A 23,611-nucleotide genomic window follows, 5' to 3' on the forward strand; every position below is an offset into this window, starting at 1 on the left:
AAAGAGGCTGCGAATCGTGGGCTGCCAAGCACTCGTTCGAGCCGGCGAGTTTCGCAGAGCGGCATATTTCCCGGGGAAGCCAAGGGACTCATTGAGGGGCAAACATATGGGCATGCGAGTTTATACGGGCCGGCCATTTAAAGATCTGATGAATGCAAATTACTTTCCTTTGGAGAACATGAAGAAGAGCGTCAAAAAGCTCAAAGCGTCTGAAAACATTCACCTGCCGACTCTGGAATATGGCCAGTATCATTTGATCCTGGTGCCGAAGAGCAAGTGGCCGCAGGGCAGCGCGAAGCACTGGCAGAAGGAGAAGGGCCGCGCCCGCGTCGATCTCACCAACCAGCCGAACAAGACGCCCCTGTCCAAGGACGAGCCCAAGGTCGTTCCGCTGACCCGATGCGCGCTGCTCGATGCCTGCGTCCGCAAGTGCTTCAATTCGGAGCCGCCGATTCCGATGAAGACCAACATCATCACGCACGAGGCGACCGACCGTAACGCCGACCAGCACGAGATTCGACTGGAGTGGGAGTACGAGGGGAGCAGCAAGACGCCGACGCTACTCAACCTGACGATGGTCTGCCCGCACAAGCCGGCCAAGTCCTGATCTCGCGGCAAACCTGACAGGTCGACGAGAAGGAAGGTCCGATGTCATCGCCACCTCGCTCAGCGGCGAATGCGTTGCTCGACGGACCGATCCTGCGTACACTGCTCTCGCTCGCTTGGCCGAATGCGCTAGCGTTTTCGGCCGGCACTTTGGTTGCGATCGCAGAAACCTCGTACATCGGCAGGCTTGGAATCGAAGCTCTGGCGGCGATGGCGCTGGTGTTTCCTTGCGTGATGTTGACCATGAGCATGTCCGGCGCGGCCATGGGCGGCGGCGTAGCGTCGGCCATCGCCCGGGCACTCGGTGCCGGCGACCACGACCGGGCTGAGAACCTCGCCACGCACGCGCTCCTGATTGCGATCTTCTTCGGCCTCGTCTTCATGCTGGGCATGCTGGTCGGTGGCCGGAAACTGCTGGAGCTATTGGGCGGCCAAGGGGACGTGCTGGCACTGGCGGTCGCCTACAGCCAAGTCTACTTCGGCGGGGCCGTACTCACCTGGCTGGTCAATATTCTGGCCGGTGTCCTGCGCGGCACCGGCAACATGAAATTGCCCTCGATGATGATCGTCAATTCCGCGATCTGCCAAATCATCCTTGGCGGAACGCTAGGTCTTGGTCTCGGGCCTGTCCCGCAATTCGGGATGCCGGGGGTCGCAACGGGATCTTTGATCACCTATTCGATCAATATCGCGATCATGAGCTGGTACCTGTTCTCCGGCCGGGGGCGCATCGTTCCCCGGCTGCAGGGGTTTCGCATGCAATGGGCGTTGTTTGCCGACATCCTCAAGGTTGGTGCTGTCGCTTGTCTCTCCCCGCTGCAAAACACGCTGACCAACTTAACCCTCACCCACCTGCTGGCCATTTTCGGCACCGCCATCCTCGCTGCTTACGGCATCGGCGCGCGCCTGGAATACGTGCTGGCGACCATCGCTTTTTCTGTCGGTATCGGCTCGGTCCCGATGATTGGCGTGGCGATCGGCGCTGGGCGTATCGCGCGTGCCCGGCGTATTGCCTGGACGACCGGCCTTGTCGCGCTCGTGGTGGTTGGGGCGCTCGCGTGCGCGGTCGCTCTCCTTCCAGACCCGTGGGTTCGCCTCTTCACCGACAACGCGGAAGCGCATGCCGACAGCCGGCAGTTTCTCCGGACAGTCGCACCGTTCTACGCCTTCATCGGGCTTGCCTCGGCGATGTACTTCTCGTCACAGGGCGCCGGCAATGTGCTCGGTCCCGTGCTGGCGCAAACGGCGCGCCTGCTCTTTATCGTGCTTGGCGGCTGGTATCTGACGTCGCAGGCGGCGAGTGCCGCGAGCTTTTTCTCGCTCACGGCAGCTTCGATGATGTTGCTCGGCCTTCTCTCCTGCGCATCAGTTGCGTTTACCCGCTGGGGACCGCGCACGACCAACGTGAAAGGCCAACTGAATTTGGCGAACGCTGGCGACAAGTGAGAGCGCAAGGCCTGCACAACAAAATCGCCCTCAGCGTTGCCTTAAGATGCGGCGTCAACGAGCGCTCCGGCACGAGCGTTAAGCGCACTGCTGTTGTTGATCTGGACAACTCACTCTCAGGTAGTATCATTCCAACGCCGTGCGAGGCGGGGGGCTTCAAATCGTGAGCTGCCAGGCTTTCGTTCCAGCCGACAAGTTTCGCGGGGCTGAGATAGAAACATATTGAGGGAAAAGGCGATGGGCTCGAGACCTTACACCACGGCTGCATTCAGAAACCTGATGAACAGCAACTACTACCCTCTGGCGAACATGAAAAAGAGCGTGGCCAAGCTCAAGGCATCGGCTCACATCGATCTGCCGACCCTGGAATACGGCCAGTACCACCTGATACTGACGCCGGCCTCGAAGTGGCCTCAGGGCAGCGCGAAACACTGGCACAAGGAGAAGGGCCGGGTGCGCGTCGATCTCGCGGCACAGCCGAACACCGCCCCGCTGTCCAGGGACGAACCCGACGTCGTCCCGCTGACCCGATGCGCGCTGCTCGATGCCAGCGTCCGAAAGTGCTTCAATTCGGAGCCGCCGATTCCGATGAAGACCCACATCACGACGCACGAAGCGACCGACCCCGGCGCGGACACGCATGAGATCCGACTGGAGTGGGAGTACGAGGGAGACAGCAAGACGCCCACGCTGCTCTACCTGACAATGGTCTGTCCGTATAAGCCGGCGCGCGATGCTCGAGCTGTCGATAGTCGGTCCGTAGAAGCCGGCGAAGGGCTGAGCCTGGGCTAGATCGCAACTGCATTGCCTGATCTGAACGGCGCGGGTCGGCTATTCGCCGGCTCGCGCTTTTTGTTGCGTGGGTTGCAAGCGCCCACAAAACGACACTGCGGCGCTATGCCTCCGCCCCTCCTCCCGTCACGGGCCTGTCGTACGAAGATGGTCGGCTGCGTCTCATTGCGAGCGAGTCGCGTTGCGGCCGCGGGCTCATCGGAAGGAGCGGCCAATGCCGGTTGGATTGCTGGAGGTCGAAGGCACGATCGAGGTCAGCCAGTTCTGGCCGGAGGGACGATCGGACGCCGACACCACCAAGGTCGTGGTGAACGTCGCCCCCGACGCGATCCGCTTCCGCAAGAACGATCAATCGCCGTTCCAACCGACCCACGTTTTCGACAACGCCAAGGTCAAGGGGCGAACCAACACGGCGCCGATCAAGAACGGCAAGCTCACCATCCGCCTCCAGGGCATCGACGCGCCCGAGCTGCACTATATGCCGTCGCCGCTCTCGCCCGCCGAGAAGAAGGGGCTGACGGACGCCAGGAAGCAGGCCTATCACGAGGTCACGCATTCCTACCGGCAATTCCTCGGCGCGACCTCGACCAAGGCCCTGCATGACCTCCTCGCCGGCACCGGCGAGGCGACGCTCGCCTGCCGGGTGTTCACCCATGTCGACGCACCGAACGAGGTGTTCGACACCTACGGGCGGCTGGTCGGCGACATCGAGGTGACGATCGCGAACCAGACGATCGACATCAACCACTGGCTGGTCGAGCAGGGCTTTGCCTATCCGACCTTCTACTCCTCGATGAACGACGACGAGATCAAGGCCTTCCTGGCGCTGACCAAGACCGCGCGCACCAGGAAGCTGCCGGTCTGGAAGAACCTCGCCAAAACCATTCCCACCTTCGACTTCGATTTGCGCGAGCCCAAGAAGAACGAGACCGAATTGCTCGCGACCGACAAGGGCCCGGTGATCCTGCCAAAGCTCTTCCGCCGCCAGACCAACTGGTCGGCGCGCAAGAAGGCCAAGGTGACGAGCCAGAATTTCCAGACATTTTTGAGCGAAGGCTCCGGCGGCAAGCCCGACACCTGCTACGAGATCAACGACTTCCTGGCCAACGGCGTACACTCGGCCAGCCCGCGGAATTTCGCGGAATTCGTCGAGGGCGGCAAGACGATCAAGTTTCAGCCGGACGGGCTGGTGTTCGGCGAGGCGCCGTCGACGCTGGTGGGAGCCGACGGCAAGCCGATTACGGGGTTTTGAGCGCCCGAGCCACCAGACAAAAATGGCCCGCGCGAGGCGGGCCATTTTCTCATCGGAAGCCGTGAAGTCCAAACTTGGCCTTCAGCGACGTCGGGCCGCCAGAGCACCACCGCGTCAGCGAAGGCCGCCGGTGACGTGAAGTGTCTCGCCGGTCACGTAGGACGCTTCGTCCGAAGCGAAGAAGGCCACCGCCGCCGCGATCTCCTCGACCTTGCCGATGCGGCCGAGCGGGGTGGTGGATTCGATCCACTTGCGCATGTCGCCCTCGTGCAGGCCGGCCGACACGACGCCTTCGGTGGCGATCATGCCTGGATTGACGGCGTTGACGCGAATCTTGCGCGGTGCGAGCTCCTTCGACAGCACGGAGGTGATCGCATCCACCGAGGCTTTGGTCGCGGTGTAAACGGCGGTGTTCGCCGGTGCGATGGTCGATACGCCGGAGCTGATGTTGATGATGCTTCCGCCATTGGCGTTGAAGTGCTTCACCGCTTCACCCGAGACCAGCAGCAAGCCAAGCACGTTGAGGTCGAAATGCTTGTGGAAATGCTCGGGCGTGATGGCCTCGAGCGCGGCGAACTCGTAGATGCCCGCATTGTTGACGAGGATGTCGATCGCACCGAATGCCTTCACGGTCTCCGCGACAACGCTCTTCACGTCCTTGGCGTCGGCCAGGTTGCCATGGACCGCGACGGCTTTGCCCCCCTTGGCGATGATGGCGGCGACCACGCGGTCGGCGGCCTGCTTGCTGGAGCTGTAATTGACGGCGACCGCCGCGCCCTCAGCCGCGAGCCGGGCGGAGATTTCGGCACCAATGCCTTTGGATGCGCCGGTCACGAGCGCAACTTTGCCTTCGAGTCTCTTGGTCATCGCATGTCTTCCGTTGTTCGGCGGGATGCCGATATTCAATAGTTCAATACTAGTGAACTATTGAACGAGTTCAAGGGGCATGCTATATTTTGGGCATGGTGCAGTTCGTTCACCCATCGCGGGATGAGATTACGCTGGCCGGAGTGCTCGGAGCGCTCGCGGATCCCATGCGGCTGCGTATCGTCAAAAGCCTGGTCGCGCAGAAGGATTGCATGTCGTGCACCGAGGCGGCGCCTTGCCCCGACATGGCGAAATCGACCCTGTCGAACCATTTTCGCATTCTGCGGGAGGCCGGCCTGATCCGGACGTCGAAGCAGGGTGTCCAGCACCGCAACGTGCTTCGTGAGGAGGACATCAATGCCCGGTTTCCGAAGCTGCTCAAAACGATCCTGAGCTGCCCGGAGTGAGGGATCAGCTCGCTCTCTCACATCACAACGGCTAGACGCCCGGCAACAGCTTCCCGAGACCCCAAACAAAAATGGCCCGCATCAAGCGGGCCATTTTCGTATCGGAACCGGTCATCCCGAATTTGGTTGCGGGGATAGGATTTGCTTAAGAGCCTGATGAGCCACCGGGCTGCCCACCCCGCTTTAAACCGTTGCTTTCAAGATCGCCGAACCTCGCGACATGCAGCAGCCGGATCGCTAACTCTCGAAGAAGCCGGGATGCTTCTCCACGAAGGCGTGGAGCTCGCGCGCGACGCGATCGAGATGGTTGGCCATCTCGGCCCTGGCCCTCGCGGGATCGCGATCTGCGATTCCGCGGTAGATCGCCTCGTGCTCCGTGTAGGTTCCTTTGGGCCGGCCCGGCTCGGGCAGCAGCGTACGGCGCACGCGTTCAAGATGAGTTCGGATCGTATCGAGAGCTTCGCCGACGCGCGCGAGGCCCAGGCTCTCGGTCATCTGATGGTGAAACCTTGTATCGAGCTCGTGGAAGCCTTCGAGGTCTCCGCTCGCGATCGCGGCCTTTTGATAAGCGAGATTTTGGCCGAGCGCGCCGATCGCGTCGTCCGACATGCTGGCCGCGCAGACGCCGACGATTTCGACCTCCAGCGCGCGACGCATCAGCATCCACTGCCTGACGTCCTCGAGATGAATCCTGGCAACATAGGAGCCGCGCTGCGGCTCGACCACGACGAGTCCTTCAAAGGCGAGCCTGTTGATGGCCGTCGTGATCGACAGCTTCGACACGTCAAAGCGTGCACACCACTCGTTCTTGTCGATCGGCGTTTCGGGCGCGAGCGCGCCGGAGACGACGGCACGCTTCAGCGCGAGATAGGCCTGATCGACTTTCGACCCGCCTGCGCTGCGTCCGCGCGCCGGCCTCGCGCCGCCACTGAATCCGCCGACTGAATGCATGCTGTGTTCCCCCGGCCGATCTACACATATCGATGCCGCAACGCCAATCGCGCGGCCAAAAGGCTTGACGAGCATCAACTGATATAACTAGCATATCAGATAACAAACAAAGCATCACCTGCGGCTCTGATGTCTTCCCAAGGACTGACGGCACGCCGGGAGGAAATTGCAATGGAGACACGCGTCGGCGCGCTCGGGGCTGACGATGAGCGCGGCGCGTCGCGCTCCTCTCGCGTGGTCGAGCTTGGCAGCCGCGCGAGCGTGCCGGGCGGACATACCGTGCTCTGCGCGGAGCGGATCTCCAAATCCTTTGCCGGCGTGAGGGCGCTCCAGGACGTCGACTTCGACCTGCGCCATGGCGAAGTGCATGCGCTGATGGGCGAGAACGGTGCCGGCAAGAGCACCCTGATGAAAATCCTGGCCGGCGTGCATACGAGCTACGACGGCACCATCCTGGTCGGGGGCATCGCTGCGTCCTTCGGCGGCGTGCGCGACGCCGAAGAGGCCGGCGTCGCCATCATCCACCAGGAGCTCAACCTCGTCCCCGAGCTGAGCGTCGCCGACAACATCTTCCTTGGCCGAGAGCCGCTGATCGGCGGCGTCTTGATCGACCGGCGCCGGATGGTCAGGGCGGCCGGGCGCCTGCTCGCGCGCCTCGGCGTCACCATCGCGCCGGACACCAGGATCGCGGGCCTGCGCGTCGGCGAGCAGCAGCTCGTCGAGATCGCCAAGGCACTGTCGCTCAATGCGCGCATCCTCATCATGGACGAGCCGACCTCGGCGCTGTCCTCGTCGGAATGCGACACGCTGTTCAAGATCGTGCGCCAGCTCGCGAGCGAAGGCGTCGCGATCATCTACACATCGCACCGCATCGAGGAAGTGCTGGAGCTTGCCGACCGCGTCACCGTGCTGCGCGACGGAAAGCGCGTGGTGACGGCGCGAATCGATGAACTCTCGCGCGGCGCCATCATCTCGGCGATGGTCGGCCGCGAGATGGCCGCGAACGAACGCGGCGCGACGGCGCAGGACGGCGCGGTCGTCCTCTCGGTGCAAGACCTCACCCTCGATACGCCGGGTCCGCACGGATGGCGGCGGACACTGCACGGTGTGAGTTTCGAGCTGAAACGCGGCGAGATTCTCGGTGTCGGCGGCCTGCTCGGATCCGGCCGGACGGAGATCCTGGAGTCGATCTTCGGCGTGGCTCGCGGCTGGCGCGAGGGGCGCATCGCGATCGACGGTGCGGCGGTCGACATCACCTCTCCGTCCGACGCCTACCATCTCGGCGTCGCGCTCGTCAGCGAGGACCGCAAGGAGCGCGGCCTGCATCTGGCCGCCTCGATCTGCGACAATGTCGCGCTGCCCTCGATCGGCGCGCTCTCGCGATTTGGCCTGCGCACGTTCGCCCGCGAGCGCGCACTCGCCGCCGACATGGTGAAGCGGCTCTCGGTTCGCTGCACCGGCATCGGCCAGGAGGCCGCCGCGCTGTCCGGCGGCAACCAGCAGAAGGTCGTGATCGGCAAATGGCTGGCGACCGAACCGCGTATCCTGCTGCTCGACGAGCCAACCCGAGGCATCGACATCGGCGCCAAACAGGAGATCTATCGATTGATCTTCGATCTCGCCGCGCAGGGGCTCGGCATCATCGTGGTGACCTCGGAGATGCCCGAGCTCTTGCTGCTGTCCGATCGTATCCTCGTCATGTGCGAAGGACGGCAGACCGGCATCCTCGCACGCGAGAATGCGACGCAGGAGACGGTGATGCGCCTTGCCGCACCGGGGATGATGAACTGGTCGCAGGAAGCCGCATCATGAAAGCCATGCTGCGCCTGCTCTCCCGGACCAAGCTCTATTGGGGGCTTGTGCTGATCTGTCTGATCGGCGCCGTCATCTCGCCGCACACCTCATCCGGCCACAATATCTTCCTGTCCTACGGCAATCTGACCGACGTGCTGCGCCAGGTCTCGATCACCGGCCTCGTCGCAACCGGAATGACCATGGTCATCCTGCTCGGCGGCATCGATCTGTCGGTCGGCTCGGTGATGGGCTTCTCGACGGTGATCTGCGCGATGCTGCTGACCAAGCCCGGCTGGACCACGGCGTCCGTCATGGGCGTTCCGGCCGCGATCCTCGTCGGCGGCGCTGCCGTGGCGCTGGCGGCACGCTTCGTGTTTGCCGGCCTCGCGCGTGGCCGCGATGTCAGTGCGGGACGGCGGCGTGAGATTGCGCTGCCGCGCTGGCAGAGCACCGGCATTCCGGGACTGCTGGGCCTTGTCGCCGCCATCGCGATCGGCTGGTGGACGATGAACCAAGTGCCGGCCAAATTCGGTGTTCTCGGTGTCCTGCTGATCGCGCCCTGCCTTGCGATGGTGCTGGGCGGCATCAACGGTCTCCTGATCGTCACCGGCCGGCTGCAGCCCTTCATCGCGACGCTTGCGATGATGGTCAGCGCACTCGGCATCGCGCGATTGACGGCAGGCTCCGACAACGCCGTGGTCCCGGTCTACACCGGCACCAATGCGACCGAGGACTTCGAGCTGCTGCGCTCGATGCTGTGGGGCGTGTTGCCTGTCCCGAGCGTCTTCTTCCTCGCGGCCATCTGCCTGTTCGGCGCGATCCTGCGCTTCACCACTTTCGGGCGCTATGCCTATGCGATCGGCGGCAATGTCGAGGCCGCAAAGCTTTCCGGCATCAAGGTCGCGCAGGTGCAGCTCACGGCCTATCTGTTGTCGGGCCTGCTCGCGGGAATCGCCGGCGTGCTGTTCGTCGCGCAGTACCGCCAGGGCAAGCCCGACGCCGGCACGGGCCTCGAACTCGATGCGATCGCCGCCGTGGTGATCGGCGGCACCAGCCTGATGGGCGGCCGCGGCGGCCTCGCCGGCACCTTCGTCGGCGTCCTGATCTTCGGCCTGCTCTCCGACATCCTGCAGCTTCAGAACATCGACTCCAACGTCCAGCTCGTGATGAAGGGGCTGATCATCGTCTGCACTGTGCTGGTGCAGGAACAGAATCTCGGCCAGCTTGTCGCGCGATGGCGATTCCGCCGATCGGGCGAGGCCCAGGCCGATCCGAAAACAGCCGAGCCCCGTCGGCTGCCAAGTGCCGCAAAGGCCCAACTCGCAAGGGAGGATCTCGATGAAGCGTCGTGAATTCCTGAAACTGTCGACCACCGCGGCGGGTGCCGCAATGACCATCTATCTGCCGGCCGGCTGGACGCCTGCAAGTGCCGCCGGCAAGTCGAAAGTCGGCTTCAGCCAGTGCACCACGCTGGAGCCGTGGCGCGTGCAGTTCAACAAGGACATCCAGGCCGAGGCGAAGAACCATCCCGACATCGACCTCATCATTACCGACGGCCAGGACAAGACCCAGAAGCAGGTCGCCGATTGCGACAATCTGATCGTGCAGCAGGTCAACGTGCTCCTGATCTCGCCCAAGGAGTCGGCCGGCCTGACCGGCGTGGTCGAAAAGGCGATCGACGCCAAGATTCCCGTCATCGTGCTCGACCGCAACGTCGACACCAAGCGCATCACCCAGTTCATCGGTGGCGACAACGTCGCGATCGGCAAGGCAGCCGGCGAGCATGCGGTGAAGCTGCTCGGTGGTCCCGGCAAGGCGGCCGGCAACGTCGTGGAAATCTGGGGTGGCATGGGCACCCAACCCGCGCATGACCGGCACGACGGCTTCCATGCCTTCACCGACAAGGAACCAGGCATCAAGTACCTGCTCAACAACCAGTCGGGCGACTGGAAGCAGGACAAGGCCTACGACATCATGACGACGGCGCTGCGCAACAACGAGAAGATCGACATGGTCTACGGCCATAACGATCCGATGGCTTACGGCGCTTATCTCGCCGCCAAGGACGCCGGCCGCGACAAAGACATCAAGTTCATCATCGGCATCGATGGATTGCCGGACGAAGGCGTCACCTGGGTCTCCAAGGGCCAGCTCTCTGCGACATTCCTCTACGCAACACCTGGCGCGGAAGGATTGCGGCAGGCGGCAAAGCTGCTGAAGGGCGAGAAGCTCGAGCCGGTCATCACCCTGCCGACGATGCTGATCACCAAGGAGAACGCGGCGGAGATCCTGAAGAAGAACGGGTAGCTCTGAACCGTCAGCACTGAAATGTGCCTCGGAGAGCCGGTGATCTCGCACCAGGCTCTCCGTTCTTTTCACGGACCTATCGCGCGAGATCAACGTTCTCTGGTATCGGCAATTTTTCTTCGAGGTTCGACATGAGCGCTGCCATCTTCGCCAGACAGGATGGTGTCTGGCTGAATGAACCACAGCGATGGACTGCGCAGGGCGACAGCCTCGAGATCGTCACCGACAAGGCCACCGACTTCTGGCAAAAAACCCACTACGGGTTCTGCCGCGACAGTGGGCACTTTCTGGGATTTCGGACCGCAGAGGCGTTTACCGCCGAGTTGCGCATCCAGGGCAATTTCCAGGAGCTCTACGATCAAGCCGGCATCATGATGCGCATCGACGTCGAGCACTGGATCAAGGCCGGAATCGAGTTTTCGGATGGACGCGCCATGCTATCGAGCGTGCTGACCGTTGGTCAGTCCGATTGGGCAACAGCCCCGTACGCGCATGATGCCAGTGATTTCCGGATGCGCGTCACGGTCGCGGACGGCGTTGTTCGGTTGCAGACGTCGACCGACGGCAAGACCTGGCCGCTCGTCCGATTGGCGCCTTTCCCCAAAGCGCAATCCTATCTCGTCGGGCCGATGGCCTGCACACCCGAACGAGCGGGATTGCAGGTGAAGTTCACCGGATTTTCCCTGAAGCCGCCGCTCGGCAAGGATTTACACGATCTGAGCTAGAGCGGGGCAAGCCATGGTGCTGCGGTAACGGACGCCGAACTCGCGCCTTAAATAAAAATGGCCCGCGTCAAGCGGGCCATTGTCGTGTCGGCTAGCTTTCCAAAATCGCGACCGCGCGCGTCCATCCGGCCGAGGCGCGCTCGATCTTCACGGGGAAGCATGACACCTTGAAGCCGGTGGGCGGCAGCTGTTCGAGATTGTGCAGCTTCTCGAGGTGGCAATAGCCGATATGGCGGCCGGCCTTGTGGCCTTCCCAGATCAGGCTGGCGTCCTTCGTCTCGGCGTATTTCTTCGCGGTGTGAACGAACGGCGCGTCCCAGCTCCAGCCGTCGATGCCGGTCAAGCGCACGCCGCGCTCGAGCAGGTACATGGTCGCTTCATAGCCCATGCCGCAGCCCGACGTGACGTAGTCCTGTCGGCCATATTTGGCGCCGGCGCTGGTGTTGACGACGACGATCTCGAGCGGTTTCAGCTCGTGGCCGATGCGCTTGAGCTCGGCCTCGACATCCTCTGCGGTTGCGACATAGCCGTCCGGCAAGTGACGGAAGTCGAGCTTCACGCCGGGCTGGAAGCACCATTCCAGCGGCACCTCGTCGATGGTCCAGGACCGCTCGCCGCGATTCATGGTCGGGTGAAAATGCCAGGGCGCGTCGAGATGCGTGCCGTTGTGGGTCGAGAGGCTGACCTGTTCCACCGCCCAACCTTGCCCGTCCGGCAGATCCTCGGCCTTCAATCCGTCGAAGAACTGCAGCATGCGCGGCAGGCCCTGCTGGTGATTGATGTATTGGATGGTCGGATGATTTCCGGGCGGGTCGGCCGGCACGTCGTTCTGCAGGGGGACGGAGATATCGATCAGCTTGGTCGTCATGGCGCTTCCTCGTTGATTGTTTTCGTTAGCGGCCGTCAGGCGTCCCTTCAAACGAACCTTTAGACATCCTGCCGCTCGACGCGGTTCTTCAAGATACCGATCTTCTCGACCTCAAGCTCGATCGCATCGCCGTGCTCGAGATACCATCCGAGCTCGAGGCCGCAACCATTGCCGACCGTGCCGGAGCCGATGAATTCGCCGGGCATCAGCGTCTCGTCCTGGGTGACGTGGGCGATGATCTCCTCGAACGAAAACAACATGCCCTCGGAGACGCCTTTCGAACGGACCTCACCGTTGACGCGCGCTTCCATCTTCAGACGATAGGGATCGCCGATCTCGTCCGGCGTCACGATCCAGGGACCCATCACGTTGCCGCCGTCGAAACTCTTGCCCTTGGCCGGGCCGAGCCGTCCCTCCATCTCGATGCGCTGGGCGTCGCGCGCGGAGAAATCGTTGAAGATGGTATAGCCGAAGATGTGATCCCCAGCCTTCGCGGCAGAGATGTTTGAGCCCTTGTTCCTGGTGATGATCCCGAACTCGAGCTCGTAATCCATCACCTTGCTGTAGCGCGGCCATTTCACCGTCGTGTTGGTGCCGCGGACGCTGAAGCGGTTGGTGATGTAGAAGATCGGCTGCTTGCGATAGACCTCGGGCAACTCGCCGAGCGGTTCGGCGTCGATGCGCGCCAATTCCGCCATATCGCCCTTGGCGCGCGCCGCGAGCTTTTGCTGCCCGCGCGGCGCTTGCAGGATGTGCAGCGGAAACGACATGCCGTCGCGCATCTGCCTCGGCTCCGGCACCGGCGCGAGGATGTCGACGGCGCTGACCGCCGCCGACAGCGTTGCGTCCCGGCCGTGCTTGTCGAGCAGGGCCCGGGCCCGATCGAGCGCGCGGGGTCCGGCATCAATCAGCGCCAGCATCGAGCCGAAAGCCGGATCGGCCTGGCCGTCCCGCGCAGCGGCGGCGGCGAGATCGAACACCTGACTCTCATTGGCATGGACGGCGCCGATCTTCTCCTGACCGGCCGATCTGAATGTTGCGAGCTTCACCTTGGGCACCCCTTGCTATCGTTTCAAATATATGATCAGATAAAATATCGATAAACAAGATAGAAAAATACAAATTGGGGAGAGCGCGGTGAGACGAACGCAGATAAGGGCGATGTTGGCGGGTCTCTCACTCGGAGTTGGTGTGTGCGTTGCTTTGACGGCACCCGCGCTGGCGCAGGCCAAGATCCAGATCGGCTGCACCGCGACCACTGACTGCGCCTCGGCAATGGTCGCGGTCGACGAGGGCATCTTCAAAAAGCACGGACTGGACGTCGAGATGACGCCGATCGCGATCAACTCCAATATCCCGGCGGCGATCCTGTCGAACTCGATTCAGGTGGGTGGCCCGACCTCCACCGTCTTCCTCCAGGCCGTCGACGGCGGCCTCGACCTCGTCGCAATTGCCGGCGCCTCGGTCATGAACACGACCTCGAACACTGCGATTGCCGCGTTCGTCCGCAACGGCCTCACCATCAAGGAGCCGAAGGATTTCGTCGGCAAGAAGATCGGCGCGCCCGGCCTGAACGCCTTTCTCCATGTTTTGTTCGTGAAATGGCTGGTGGAGAAAGGCGTCGATCCCAAGAGCGTCAATTTCGTCGAAGTCACCTTCCCAACCATGGCGGACATCATCAAGTCAGGTGGCGTCGACGCCGTGCTCACGGCCGAGCCGTTCGTCACGCGCATGACCAACGCGGGGCTTGGTTCGGTCGGCGCGCGGTACGGCGCCGAACTCGGCCGCACCGATCCGATCATCTTCTATGCGGCGTCGCGCGACTGGGCGGAGAAGAACGCGGCGACGGTGAAGAAATTCCGCGAGGCCATCGCGGAGGCCGCTCCAATCGTCAACAGCGATCGCGAGAAGGCCTCCGCCTCGATCGCCAAATTCACCAAGCAGCCGCTCGATCTCGTCAAGGCGACGCCGCCGAACCAGTCCGAGCCGAACCTCAAGCCGGAAAACCTGTCCTGGTGGATCGACGTGATGTCGTCGCAGAAGATGCTGCAATCGAAACTCGACACCGCGAAACTGGTGCTGAACTGAGGATATCGACGATGCCCGCTCCCGAGCGCACTCTCGAACGCCCGCCGGCGGAAGCCGGCACCTTGAGCGAGCGCGCCGCAAATCTAATCGAGCGGGACATCCTGGCCGGAGATCTCGCGCCGGGATCGCGGCTCGGCATCGTCGACCTCGTGCAGCGCTACGAGATCGGCGCCACACCCTTGCGCGAGGGCTTGTCGCGGCTGATGTCGCGCGGCCTGATCGTCGGCATCGGCCAGCGCGGTTTCCGTGTCGCCGAGGTCAGCCGCGACGATCTCGCCGACATCACCTGCATGCGGACGGCGGTCGAGATCGAGGCCGTCAGGCTCGCTATCCTCCAGGGCGACGCCGCCTGGGAGGCCGGCATCATCAGCGCGTTGCATCAGATGCGCCGGCATATCGAGCGCACCGGCAATGAATTCCGCGAGGGCGCGGCTGACTTCGACCGGCTGCACAAGGGCTTTCACACCGCGCTGCTCGCCGCCTGCGGCTCACGGCGCATGCTGGCCGCCCATTCCGACCTCTACGACCAGGCCTATCGCTACCGCCGCGTGATGATGGGTGCCATCGACAGCGCCGAGGGGTTCATCCGGAGTCACCAGATGCTCGCCGACCACGTGCTCGCCCGCGACCTGGCCGCCGCGCAAAAAATGCTGGCCGCGCATCTGCACGCGACCATCGATTTCGTCTATCCGCCTGCCAGCGAGGAACAATCATGAGCGCCGTTGCCAGGCTCGACGAGGCGCGCGCCGCGCGGCGACAAAAGACGCTGATCGCCTTCAGCGCCGCGACGCTGCATCTCGGCGGCAAGACCATCATCGAGAATCTCGATCTGAAGGTGCGGCCGGGCGAATTCCTCTGCATCGTCGGCGCCTCCGGCTGCGGCAAGACCACGGCGCTGCGGCTCGCCGCGGGCCTCTATCGCCCCACGAGCGGTGCAGTCACGTTCGACGGCGAGCCGATCAATGAGCCGCGCCGCGAGGTGGCGATCGTGTTCCAGGATTACGGCAAGGCGCTGTTGCCGTGGCGGACCGCGGCCGGAAACATCTCGCTGGCGCTGGAAGCCTCCCGCGTGCCGGTGCGTGAGCGCGGTGCGCGCATCGAGGCACTGCTGCGCAAGGTCGGCTTGCCCGGCCATGCCGACAAATATCCGACCGAAATGTCGGGCGGCATGCAGCAGCGCCTGCAGATCGCGCGCTGCCTCGCGCAGGAGCCGACGACGCTGCTGATGGACGAGCCGTTTGGCGCACTGGACGCGATGACGCGCCAGGGCTTGCAGGACGAGGTGCTGTCGCTGACGCAATCGAGCCAGACGACCGTGATCTTCGTGACCCACGATCTCGACGAGGCGATCTATCTCGGCGACCGCGTCGTCGGCCTGCTGCCGCATCCGGGCCGGATCGGGATCGAGCTCGATGTCGACCTGCCGCGTCCGCGCGACCAGCTCGCCACCCGCGAACATCCGGAATTCCTGCGGCTGCGCCGGCAATTGTTCGACTTCATCAAGGCGAGCGAACATTGAGCCTCGATCGCACGAGGCCCTTGCTGCTGCCGCTGGCGCTGATGCTGGCGTTCGAGCTCTGGGCGCGGCTCACGCATCTGCAGAGCGACAGCCTGGCTCCGCCAAGTGCGATCCTCGCGGCGCTGACCGCGGCACTTGCCGATCTCTCGATTCCGATCGCGACCCGCGACACGCTGTTCGCCGCCTTTGCAGGATTGGCGATCGGTAGCGCAATAGGTCTTTCGCTCGGCATCGCCTTCGGCATCTCGCGTCCCCTCGACCGGCTGATGGAGGTGACGGTCGAGGCGATCCGCCCGATTCCCTCGATCGCGCTGCTGCCGATTGCGCTGATCGCGCTCGGCTTCGGCTATCGGATGGAGATCGTGATCGTGGCGTTCGCCTGTGTCTGGCCGATGCTGATCATGACGCGCAGCGCGGTGCGCAGCATCGAGCCGCGATTGATGGAAGTGTCGCGGGCCCTGCGGATGAGCGCGGCGCAACGGATCGCGAAGATCGTGATCCCGGCGGCACTGCCGCGGATCTTCGTCGCGTTCCGCCTGTCGGCCGGCATCGCCCTGATCGTCGCCGTGACCGTCGAGATCGCGATCAATCCGATCGGCCTCGGCGCCGGCATCATGCTGGCGCAGCAGGCGCTGCGCGCCGATTTGATGCTCGCTTATCTGCTCTGGATCGGCGTGATCGGCTACGCGCTGAACATCCTGTTGATCGCGGCCCAGCGCCGCCTGTTCGGCCGCGCCGCGCTCGGCGGAGACAATCAATGAACCGCGCGGCGATCCTCTGGCGTGTCGCCAGCATCCTCGTCGCGGCCGGCTTCATCGCGGCGTGGCAGCTCGTCGCCAACCTGCGGCTGGTCTCGCCGGTGTTCCTGCCCGGTCCCGACAAGGCCTGGGCCGCCCTGGTGCGAGGTTTCTCGAGCGGCGACCTCGCGGGCAAGCTGATCGGCACGCTCGAGCACATGGCCTATGGCTGGCTCGCCGCCTCGATTGCCGGCATCGCGCTCGGCGCGCTGATCGGATCGTCGAAGATGATGCGCGCCTATATCGCGCCGTCCCTGGAATTCTTGCGGCCCCTGCCGGTCTCGGCGATCATCCCGGTCGCAATCGCGATGCTCGGGCTGACGCAAGGCATGGCGCTGTTCGTCATCGCCTTCGGCGCGATCTGGCCGATCATGCTGGCAACCATTCACGGCTTTGCCGCGGTCGAGCCGCGGCTCTACGAGGTCGCCCGCTCGCTGCAGATGTCGCGCGCATCAGTCATTGCCAAGATCGCACTGCCCTCGGCCTTGCCTGATATCCTCGCGGGCATGCGGCTCAGCCTGACGGTCGCGTTGATCCTCTCGGTGGTCTGCGAGATCCTGGCCGGGCTCGACGGCCTCGGTCAGTGGGTCCTGCTCTCGGCCCGCGCGTTCCGATCAGCCGACCTCTTCGCCGGTGTCATCCTGTTAGGTGCGACCGGATATCTGACGTCGATTGCGGTATCGCTCGTCGAACAGCGACTGCTCGCCTGGCAGACTGCGGCGCGGTAGGGCTGCAATCACATTGGCAGACGCCCATCGTCGGCGGGTAGAAGCACGCACCAATCTGCCGACTATTCTTGATGAATCCGTCGAAATGCCCCCTCAAGAGAACATTGCGGGCGATTACGGTTGGCGTAGGGTGGACAAGTCGGACCCCCAGTAGGTGCGGTCCCCTCAAATTATTTTTTGTGCCGCGACCCCGGCGCCGGATTTGCGCCCTCTCATCTGGGTGAACGCGCCATAGCGGCGCGTCACGAACCGGAGCACAGAACCATGTGGTATAGGAAGAACGTTGGCGGGTGGGGGCGCGCGGCCAGGCTGATCGGCGGGGGCTTGATGCTCATCTGCGGCGTGGTTGCGCTGCACGCTTCGCCGCTCGGGCTACTGCTCAGCGCCGCGGGTGTCGTGATGCTGGTCACCGGCATGTTCGGTTATTGCCCCGCCTGCGCCATCGCCGGGCGCGAGCCAGTCAAGGGGTGACCGCCTTGGCGCGCGTATCAGACGATCTCTTGCTCGCGGCACAGTCGGGTGACCGGCACGCGCTGACACAGCTATTGGTGGCGCTGCAGCCGGACGTTCGACGTTACGCCCGGCGCCTTTGCTACCGCGCCTCGGTCATCGAAGATGTGGTGCAAGAAGCACTCATCGTCGTGTACCGACGCGTGGGCACGATCCGCAGTCCAGCTGCACTCGCCGGCTGGCTGGTGACTGTCATCGCGCGCCTTTGCATGCTGCCCGCGCTGATGCTGATGCGCGGAGTCGAGGAGCTCGCCAGCCTGGAAGCGTCGCGCGAGTTCGCAAAGGTCCCGCCGGACGAGTTGCGCATAGACCTGGTCGATGCGATCGAGTCGCTTTCGCCGTCGCATCGCGAAGTGCTGCTGCTGCGAGACCTCGAAGATCTGACGATCTGGGAAATCGCCGGGCGGCTCGGCGTGACGCGCGAAGCGGCCAAAAGCCGCCTTCGCCGCGCCCGTGCACTTGTGCGCGAATACCTGCTCGGCACAAAGAACAGCGGACGAGAGAGCACATGAATTACTTTCGTGGAGTCGGCGTGTTCGGGAGCTCCTTCCTGGGCGCACACCTGATGCGCGGCGCGGCTGCGGCCGCGCTACTCGCTTGGGCCATCGTCCACCAGACCGCGCACCCCTGGCTATCCTTTGGCGCGGGCGTTGCCGCCCTCGTCGCGCTGCGCGGATGTCCAATGTGCTGGACAGTCGGCCTGGTCGAGACGCTTTCGCAAGGCCGGCGCGATTCAACCGCTGAACGCGCTGACCGGACATGACTGCATTAACATTGCGACAAGGACGGGACGCATGTCGAAGCTCACGGCAATCCTGGGTTCCGCGCTGTTTTTCCTCGTTGCACCGGCGGTGTTGGCGGGTGTCATCCCGTGGTTGATCACGCATTGGGAATTTCGGCCACCCTTCCTAGCCGTCGAAGCGACCCGCTTGGCTGGGCTAGCGTTCATTATTGCCGGCGTGCCAGGATTGTTGGATTCGTTTGCGCGCTTTGCGTTGCAGGGTCTAGGCACGCCCGCGCCGATCGCGCCACCACGCAATCTCGTTGTGAGCGGATTATATCGCTATGTGCGCAATCCGATTTATGTTGCAGTCGTTGCCGTCATTCTTGGTCAGGCGCTGCTATTCGCTGACTGGCATCTCCTCGGCTACGGTGCGTTCATGTGGCTCTTTTTTCACGCTTGGGTCGTTGCCATTGAGGAGCCGGGGCTCCGCGAAAGCTTTGGAGCCGAGTATGAAAGCTATTGCGCCGATGTGCCGCGCTGGCTTCCCCGACTCATTCCGCGAGCCGTCTAACCGATTTGAGGCTCGGTGGGGTCGAAACGTCTGAATCCGGCCGATCGCGACACACCAGGGTTCAAGGCGAGATAACGCCGCCCCCAAACAAAAATGGCCCGCATCAAGCGGGCCATTTTCGTATCGGAACCGGTCATTCCGAATTTGGTTGCGGGGATAGGATTTGAACCTATGACCTTCAGGTTATGAGCCTGACGAGCTACCGGGCTGCTCCACCCCGCGTTAAATCGTTGCTTTGCCTCTGCGAAAAGGCCGGGGACGGTGGATTGAGGGCCGACGCTGTTCGCGTGGCTGCTTCTCCCGTCCCGAAGGCTTCCCTGGAAGGCAACCCCGGGGCAAAGCCCGTCGGGTGCGAGGGGTATGTACCAACCCGAACCGCCTTTGGAAAGGGCCGCCGGGACGTTTTTTTCGACTTTATGACAGGTTGCGGGCGCGGATTCCCGCCGATTTGCCACGGACTTGCCAGAAGTTCCACAAACCGCCAGCTTGCGGCAACAAAACAGAGGCGAAACGCCGATTTGGGGAGGACCGCCTTGAACAACACGTTCGATCGCCCCTTGGCGAGCGCCCCGCTGGCGGCGCTCAACGACAGCTTCCGGGCCATGGCGGCGCGGTCGCGCGCCGAGCCGGCGCCTGATTGCGCCGCGCGGCTCGACCGGCTGGCGCGGTTGCGCGCCGTGGTCGCGGACAATGAAGAGCGGTTCCGGAAGGCCATCTCGGCCGATTTCGGCCACCGCTCGGCGGTCGAGACCAATATCGCCGAGACGATGCTGGTGTTCTCCGAGATCCGGCATGCGACAAAACATTTGAAGACCTGGATGGCGCCGCAGCGCGTCGCAACCGCACTGCAATTCCTGCCCGCGCGCAACCGGCTGATGCCGCAGCCGCTCGGCGTGATCGGCATCATCGCGCCGTGGAATTATCCGCTGCAACTGACGCTCGCGCCCGCGATCGGCGCCATCGCCGCCGGCAACCGCGTCATCATCAAGCCGAGCGAGCTCGTGCCGCACTTCTCCGCGCTGTTGAGGGAGACGGTGGCCGAGAGGTTCGATGCGACAGAGTTACTCGTCACCGGGGTCGAGGACGAGATCGCAAAAGCCTTCGCACACCTGCCGTTCGATCACCTCGTCTTCACCGGCTCGACCCGGGTCGGGCGGCTGGTGGCGGAAGCCGCGGGGCGCAATCTCACGCCTGTCACGCTCGAGCTCGGCGGCAAGTCGCCGGCGATCATCGATACCTCGGCCGATCTCGACGAAGCCGCCGAACGCATCGCCTACGGCAAGCTGCTCAATGCCGGACAGACCTGCATCGCGCCCGACTATGTGCTGGTGCCGGAGGACGCGCTGCAGGCCTTCACTGAAAAGGTCCGCGCGCAGATGCGGCGCATGTTCGGCACCGATCCCGCCAACAAGGACTACACCTCCATCATCTCCGACCGGCATTATGCGCGGCTCGAAGCGCTGGTCGCGGATGCCGCGCAGCGTGGCGCAAAGATCCTGCAGCCGGCGAAGGCGGACGATCCGAACTGGAAGGCGCACCGCAAATTCCCACCGACGCTGATCGTCGGGGCCACCGAAGAGATGGCGGCGATGCAGGAGGAGATCTTCGGCCCCGTGCTGCCGGTGCTCGGCATTCGCGCGCCCGCGGACGCCATCGCCTTCATCAACCGCCGCGACCGGCCGCTGGCGCTGTACTGGTTCGGCAGGGATCGCGACGCGCGCGACGAGGTGCTGGCGCGCACCGTCTCCGGCGGCGTCACCATCAACGACTGCCTGTTTCACTTCGCGCAAGCCAACCAGCCGATGGGCGGCGTCGGCCCATCCGGCACCGGCGCCTATCACGGCGAATGGGGTTTTCGCACCTTCAGCAAGCTGAAGCCGGTGTTCTATCGCTCGAAATTCAACCGCCTCGCCGATCTCTATCCGCCCTATGGCGGCAAGATCGCGCGGCTGGAGAAGATGATGCGGTTCATGTCGTAGGGACGGTCGTTCCGGGGCGCGAAGCGAACCCGGAACCTCGAGATTCCGGGTTCGATGCTACGCATCGCCCCGGAATGACAATAAGGGGGAAACATCAGTGACTGACACATTCGACTTCATCGTCGTGGGCGCGGGCTCCGGCGGTTGCGCGGTGGCGGGGCGGCTGTCGGAGGATGCGGCGACGTCCGTGGCACTGCTCGATGCCGGCGGTACGAACGACAATTGGCGGATCACGACGCCGTTCGGGCTCGCTCTGCCGTACAAGGCGGCCAACTGGGCCTTCGATACAGTGCCGCAGAAGGGATTGAAGGGCCGTATCGGCTATCAACCGCGCGGCAAGGGCCTCGGCGGCTCCTCGGCGATCAACGCCATGGTCTACATCCGCGGCCACAAATGGGACTACGACCATTGGGCCGCGCTCGGCAATGAAGGCTGGTCGTATGCCGACGTGCTGCCCTATTTCAAGCGCTCGGAGAACAACAGTGATTTCGACGGCGAATATCACGGCAAGGGCGGCCCGCTGCATGTCAACAGGCTGCGCTCGGACAATCCGATCCATGACATCTTCCACCAGGCCGCGCGCGAGGCGCAATTCCGCATCCGCGAGGACTTCAATGAAGCGGACCACGAAGGGCTCGGCAGCTACCAGGTGACGCAGCACAAGGGCGAGCGCTGGAGCGCGGCGCGCGCCTATCTGCAGCCCCACATCGACAAGCGGGCCAATCTGCGCGTCGAGACCGGGGCCCATGCCACGAAAGTCCTGTTCGAGGGCGGGCGCGCGGTCGGCATCGAATATGTGCAGGGCAAGCAGACGAAACGGCTTCGCGCCCGCCGCGAGGTGATCCTTGCCGGCGGCGCGTTCCAGTCACCGCAATTGCTGATGCTCTCGGGCGTCGGCGATGGCGCTATGCTCGGCAAGCACGGTATCAACGTCACGCATCATCTGCCGGGCGTCGGGCGCAATCTGCAGGACCATCCGGACTTCGTGTTCGTCTACGCCTCGGACTACCCGCACTTCGTTCACGCCTCGATCAGTCGGGTGCCATCCCTGCTCCGCGCCATCCAGCGCTATCGCAAGGAGCGACGCGGCCTGATGACCAGCAATTTCGCCGAGTGCGGCGGCTTCCTGAAGACGCGGCCGGACCTCGACGTTCCCGACATTCAACTGCACTTCGTCATCGCAATGCTCGACGATCACGGCCGCAAGAAGCACAAGGAGGCTGGCTTTTCATGCCATGTCTGCCTGCTCAGGCCGAAGAGCCGCGGCAGCGTCTGGCTGAAGAGCGCGGACCCGCTCGCCGCTCCAATGATCGATCCGAACTTCCTGGAGGAGGACGAGGACCTCGAGGCGATGGTTGCGGGCTTCAAGACCACGCGACGGCTGATGGAGACGCCCGCGCTGCGCGCGCTGCAGAAGAAGGACATGTTCACGTCCGGCGTGAAGACCGACGACGACATCCGCAACATTTTGCGTAATCGCGTCGATACCGTCTATCACCCGGTCGGCACCTGCAAAATGGGCACCGATGCGGCGGCCGTGGTCGATCCGAAGCTGAAGGTGCACGGCGTCGACGGTCTGCGCATCGTCGATGCTTCGATCATGCCGACGCTGGTCGGCGGCAACACCAATGCGCCGACCATCATGATCGGGGAGAAGGCGGCGGACATGATCAGGGCGGAGATGCGGGTGAGTTAGCGGCGTTATCTCCACATCGTCGTCCCGGCGAAGGCCGGGACCCATACTCTCGAGGCGTCGTGATGCGCCGAACTGGTAACCACGAGTCATCGCCAAACTACTGCTTGTGGTTATGGGTCCCGGCCTTCGCCGGGACGACAGCGGAGTATCTGTCACCGATTGAGGCAATAGTGTTTGATGATGCTTTCTTTACCGACGTCGAATAGTCCTGAATCGACACAATCCCGAGCTGCTGGAGCGAAAGAATACAGACGATTTTAGCGATCTGAAACCGGAACGATCGGTTCAGCGTTCATTCGTTCCACGGCAGGGTTTCGCTCATGAACAAATTCGATCTGGCGGTCTATGCCGCCCTCGTTATCGCGATCGGCTTCGGCTTCAAGACCGGCCTGCTGCGCAGCGCCATGACCATCCTCGCCTATCTCCTCGCCGCTCCCATCGCGGTTTCGCTGATGCCGATGATCGCGCCGCAGATCACCGGCAATCCGAATGCGCCGCTGGTCCAGAACTGGATCTGGTTCTTCGGCATCTTTCTGGTGGTCGGCATGCTGCTCGGATATATCGGCCGCTTCGTGCTGGACGACACGATCCGCGAGGCCGGGATCGGCGACCGGCTCGGCGGCGCCGCGCTCGGCGCCATCAGGGTCGGCCTCGTCGCCACCACGCTGGTGCTGGTGTTCGACCAGATCGTCCCGGCCAATCGCCAGCCCCCCTTCCTTGCCGGGTCGCAGCTGCGGCCGCTGTTCTCGGCGGTCGGGCAGATGGGCTTCAAGTCGCTGCCGCCGGAGGCCGCGGCCGCGATCGACCGGCTCAAGCAGGAGCGGCGTATCTAAAGCGTTTGGGCATGATCTTTTCGGAAGACCGCGGCACACTTTTCCGGATCATGCCCGTTTGCATCGCCACGGCGAGCGCCATGCATTTTGACGCGGCTCCATCCCTTATCAGCGGCGTCGAGGTTGGCTAGAGTGCGCCCCGTCCAAAAAC

Annotated in this window: 25 protein-coding genes and 1 tRNA gene; 21 read left to right on the forward strand and 5 right to left on the reverse strand. The window is 63.6% G+C overall.

What is annotated here, in order from left to right; translation table 11 throughout:
- Nucleotides 1–106: 106 nt before the first annotated feature.
- The 4 genes from NLM32_RS43350 (at nucleotide 107) to NLM32_RS43365 (ending at nucleotide 4,096) form a co-directional block, all read left to right on the forward strand.
- On the forward strand, nucleotides 107–607 hold the full coding sequence (locus tag NLM32_RS43350) for a hypothetical protein (RefSeq protein WP_254134746.1): 501 nt from the start codon (nucleotides 107–109) through the stop codon (nucleotides 605–607).
- Nucleotides 608–648: 41 nt separating this feature from the next.
- Entirely contained in the window at nucleotides 649–2,052 is a 1,404-nt protein-coding gene (locus tag NLM32_RS43355) for an MATE family efflux transporter (RefSeq protein WP_254134747.1), read from the forward strand.
- Between the two features lie 237 nt (nucleotides 2,053–2,289).
- Complete coding sequence (locus NLM32_RS43360) at nucleotides 2,290–2,844, forward strand: hypothetical protein (RefSeq protein WP_254134748.1); 555 nt, start codon at nucleotides 2,290–2,292, stop codon at nucleotides 2,842–2,844.
- A gap of 214 nt (nucleotides 2,845–3,058) precedes the next feature.
- Entirely contained in the window at nucleotides 3,059–4,096 is a 1,038-nt protein-coding gene (locus tag NLM32_RS43365) for a thermonuclease family protein (RefSeq protein ID WP_254134749.1), read from the forward strand.
- A 114-nt stretch (nucleotides 4,097–4,210) separates the two neighbouring features.
- Here NLM32_RS43365 and NLM32_RS43370 read toward each other — a convergent pair whose 3' ends face one another.
- Nucleotides 4,211–4,963, reverse strand: coding sequence for an SDR family NAD(P)-dependent oxidoreductase (locus tag NLM32_RS43370; RefSeq protein ID WP_254134750.1), 753 nt, complete (start codon nucleotides 4,961–4,963; stop codon nucleotides 4,211–4,213).
- 95 nt (nucleotides 4,964–5,058) lie between these two features.
- Here NLM32_RS43370 and NLM32_RS43375 point away from each other — a divergent pair, with 95 nt between their 5' ends.
- Nucleotides 5,059–5,370 (forward strand): helix-turn-helix transcriptional regulator, encoded by a 312-nt coding sequence (locus NLM32_RS43375; protein WP_254135552.1) that lies wholly within the window; start codon nucleotides 5,059–5,061, stop codon nucleotides 5,368–5,370.
- 237 nt (nucleotides 5,371–5,607) lie between these two features.
- Here the strand turns inward: NLM32_RS43375 and NLM32_RS43380 are convergent, their stop codons facing one another.
- Nucleotides 5,608–6,321, reverse strand: coding sequence for a GntR family transcriptional regulator (locus NLM32_RS43380; protein WP_254134751.1), 714 nt, complete (start codon nucleotides 6,319–6,321; stop codon nucleotides 5,608–5,610).
- 171 nt (nucleotides 6,322–6,492) lie between these two features.
- Between NLM32_RS43380 and NLM32_RS43385 the strand changes: the two genes are divergently transcribed.
- The 4 genes from NLM32_RS43385 to NLM32_RS43400 all read left to right on the forward strand — a co-directional run bounded on the left by NLM32_RS43385 (nucleotide 6,493) and on the right by NLM32_RS43400 (nucleotide 11,147).
- Nucleotides 6,493–8,133 carry a sugar ABC transporter ATP-binding protein gene (locus NLM32_RS43385; RefSeq protein WP_254134752.1) on the forward strand — a complete coding sequence of 547 codons (1,641 nt, stop codon included), beginning with the start codon at nucleotides 6,493–6,495 and terminating at the stop codon, nucleotides 8,131–8,133.
- Entirely contained in the window at nucleotides 8,130–9,467 is a 1,338-nt protein-coding gene (locus tag NLM32_RS43390) for an ABC transporter permease (RefSeq protein ID WP_254134753.1), read from the forward strand. Before NLM32_RS43385 ends, NLM32_RS43390 begins: the two co-directional genes overlap by 4 nt.
- A gap of 37 nt (nucleotides 9,468–9,504) precedes the next feature.
- Nucleotides 9,505–10,422 (forward strand): substrate-binding domain-containing protein, encoded by a 918-nt coding sequence (locus NLM32_RS43395; RefSeq protein WP_375143660.1) that lies wholly within the window; start codon nucleotides 9,505–9,507, stop codon nucleotides 10,420–10,422.
- Nucleotides 10,423–10,553: 131 nt separating this feature from the next.
- Nucleotides 10,554–11,147 (forward strand): DUF1349 domain-containing protein, encoded by a 594-nt coding sequence (locus tag NLM32_RS43400; RefSeq protein ID WP_254134755.1) that lies wholly within the window; start codon nucleotides 10,554–10,556, stop codon nucleotides 11,145–11,147.
- Nucleotides 11,148–11,238: 91 nt separating this feature from the next.
- Here NLM32_RS43400 and NLM32_RS43405 read toward each other — a convergent pair whose 3' ends face one another.
- Both NLM32_RS43405 and NLM32_RS43410 read right to left on the reverse strand, forming a co-directional pair.
- The gene (locus NLM32_RS43405; RefSeq protein WP_254134756.1) at nucleotides 11,239–12,015 is read right to left on the reverse strand and encodes a cyclase family protein; all 777 of its coding nucleotides are present in this window, start codon (nucleotides 12,013–12,015) and stop codon (nucleotides 11,239–11,241) included.
- Between the two features lie 59 nt (nucleotides 12,016–12,074).
- Nucleotides 12,075–13,064: a fumarylacetoacetate hydrolase family protein gene (locus NLM32_RS43410; protein WP_254134757.1), complete on the reverse strand. Its 990-nt coding sequence runs from the start codon at nucleotides 13,062–13,064 to the stop codon at nucleotides 12,075–12,077.
- A 112-nt stretch (nucleotides 13,065–13,176) separates the two neighbouring features.
- Here NLM32_RS43410 and NLM32_RS43415 point away from each other — a divergent pair, with 112 nt between their 5' ends.
- From NLM32_RS43415 to NLM32_RS43455, 9 genes are all read left to right on the forward strand, one after another.
- Nucleotides 13,177–14,103 carry an ABC transporter substrate-binding protein gene (locus tag NLM32_RS43415; RefSeq protein WP_256568348.1) on the forward strand — a complete coding sequence of 309 codons (927 nt, stop codon included), beginning with the start codon at nucleotides 13,177–13,179 and terminating at the stop codon, nucleotides 14,101–14,103.
- 11 nt (nucleotides 14,104–14,114) lie between these two features.
- Nucleotides 14,115–14,819 (forward strand): GntR family transcriptional regulator, encoded by a 705-nt coding sequence (locus tag NLM32_RS43420; protein WP_254134759.1) that lies wholly within the window; start codon nucleotides 14,115–14,117, stop codon nucleotides 14,817–14,819.
- Nucleotides 14,816–15,622 (forward strand): ABC transporter ATP-binding protein, encoded by an 807-nt coding sequence (locus NLM32_RS43425; RefSeq protein WP_254134760.1) that lies wholly within the window; start codon nucleotides 14,816–14,818, stop codon nucleotides 15,620–15,622. Before NLM32_RS43420 ends, NLM32_RS43425 begins: the two co-directional genes overlap by 4 nt.
- Nucleotides 15,619–16,383: an ABC transporter permease gene (locus NLM32_RS43430; RefSeq protein ID WP_254134761.1), complete on the forward strand. Its 765-nt coding sequence runs from the start codon at nucleotides 15,619–15,621 to the stop codon at nucleotides 16,381–16,383. Before NLM32_RS43425 ends, NLM32_RS43430 begins: the two co-directional genes overlap by 4 nt.
- Complete coding sequence (locus tag NLM32_RS43435) at nucleotides 16,380–17,147, forward strand: ABC transporter permease (protein ID WP_254134762.1); 768 nt, start codon at nucleotides 16,380–16,382, stop codon at nucleotides 17,145–17,147. Before NLM32_RS43430 ends, NLM32_RS43435 begins: the two co-directional genes overlap by 4 nt.
- Before the next feature lie 264 nt (nucleotides 17,148–17,411).
- Complete coding sequence (locus tag NLM32_RS43440) at nucleotides 17,412–17,618, forward strand: DUF2892 domain-containing protein (RefSeq protein WP_254134763.1); 207 nt, start codon at nucleotides 17,412–17,414, stop codon at nucleotides 17,616–17,618.
- A 5-nt stretch (nucleotides 17,619–17,623) separates the two neighbouring features.
- Nucleotides 17,624–18,169 (forward strand): RNA polymerase sigma factor, encoded by a 546-nt coding sequence (locus NLM32_RS43445; RefSeq protein ID WP_254134764.1) that lies wholly within the window; start codon nucleotides 17,624–17,626, stop codon nucleotides 18,167–18,169.
- The gene (locus NLM32_RS43450; protein WP_254134765.1) at nucleotides 18,166–18,420 is read left to right on the forward strand and encodes a hypothetical protein; all 255 of its coding nucleotides are present in this window, start codon (nucleotides 18,166–18,168) and stop codon (nucleotides 18,418–18,420) included. Before NLM32_RS43445 ends, NLM32_RS43450 begins: the two co-directional genes overlap by 4 nt.
- A gap of 31 nt (nucleotides 18,421–18,451) precedes the next feature.
- The gene (locus NLM32_RS43455) at nucleotides 18,452–18,952 is read left to right on the forward strand and encodes an isoprenylcysteine carboxylmethyltransferase family protein (protein ID WP_254134766.1); all 501 of its coding nucleotides are present in this window, start codon (nucleotides 18,452–18,454) and stop codon (nucleotides 18,950–18,952) included.
- A gap of 145 nt (nucleotides 18,953–19,097) precedes the next feature.
- On the opposite strand, the gene NLM32_RS43460 is transcribed toward NLM32_RS43455, so the two are convergent.
- Nucleotides 19,098–19,174 (reverse strand) — tRNA-Met (locus tag NLM32_RS43460).
- Between the two features lie 380 nt (nucleotides 19,175–19,554).
- Here NLM32_RS43460 and NLM32_RS43465 point away from each other — a divergent pair.
- The 3 genes from NLM32_RS43465 to NLM32_RS43475 all read left to right on the forward strand — a co-directional run bounded on the left by NLM32_RS43465 (nucleotide 19,555) and on the right by NLM32_RS43475 (nucleotide 23,460).
- Nucleotides 19,555–20,931: a coniferyl aldehyde dehydrogenase gene (locus tag NLM32_RS43465; RefSeq protein WP_375143661.1), complete on the forward strand. Its 1,377-nt coding sequence runs from the start codon at nucleotides 19,555–19,557 to the stop codon at nucleotides 20,929–20,931.
- 97 nt (nucleotides 20,932–21,028) lie between these two features.
- Entirely contained in the window at nucleotides 21,029–22,627 is a 1,599-nt protein-coding gene (locus NLM32_RS43470) for a GMC family oxidoreductase (protein ID WP_254134768.1), read from the forward strand.
- Nucleotides 22,628–22,947: 320 nt separating this feature from the next.
- Complete coding sequence (locus tag NLM32_RS43475) at nucleotides 22,948–23,460, forward strand: CvpA family protein (RefSeq protein ID WP_254134769.1); 513 nt, start codon at nucleotides 22,948–22,950, stop codon at nucleotides 23,458–23,460.
- Nucleotides 23,461–23,611: the final 151 nt, after the last annotated feature.

The sequence above is a fragment of the Bradyrhizobium sp. CCGUVB14 genome (assembly GCF_024199935.1).
Taxonomy (GTDB): Bacteria; Pseudomonadota; Alphaproteobacteria; order Rhizobiales; family Xanthobacteraceae; genus Bradyrhizobium.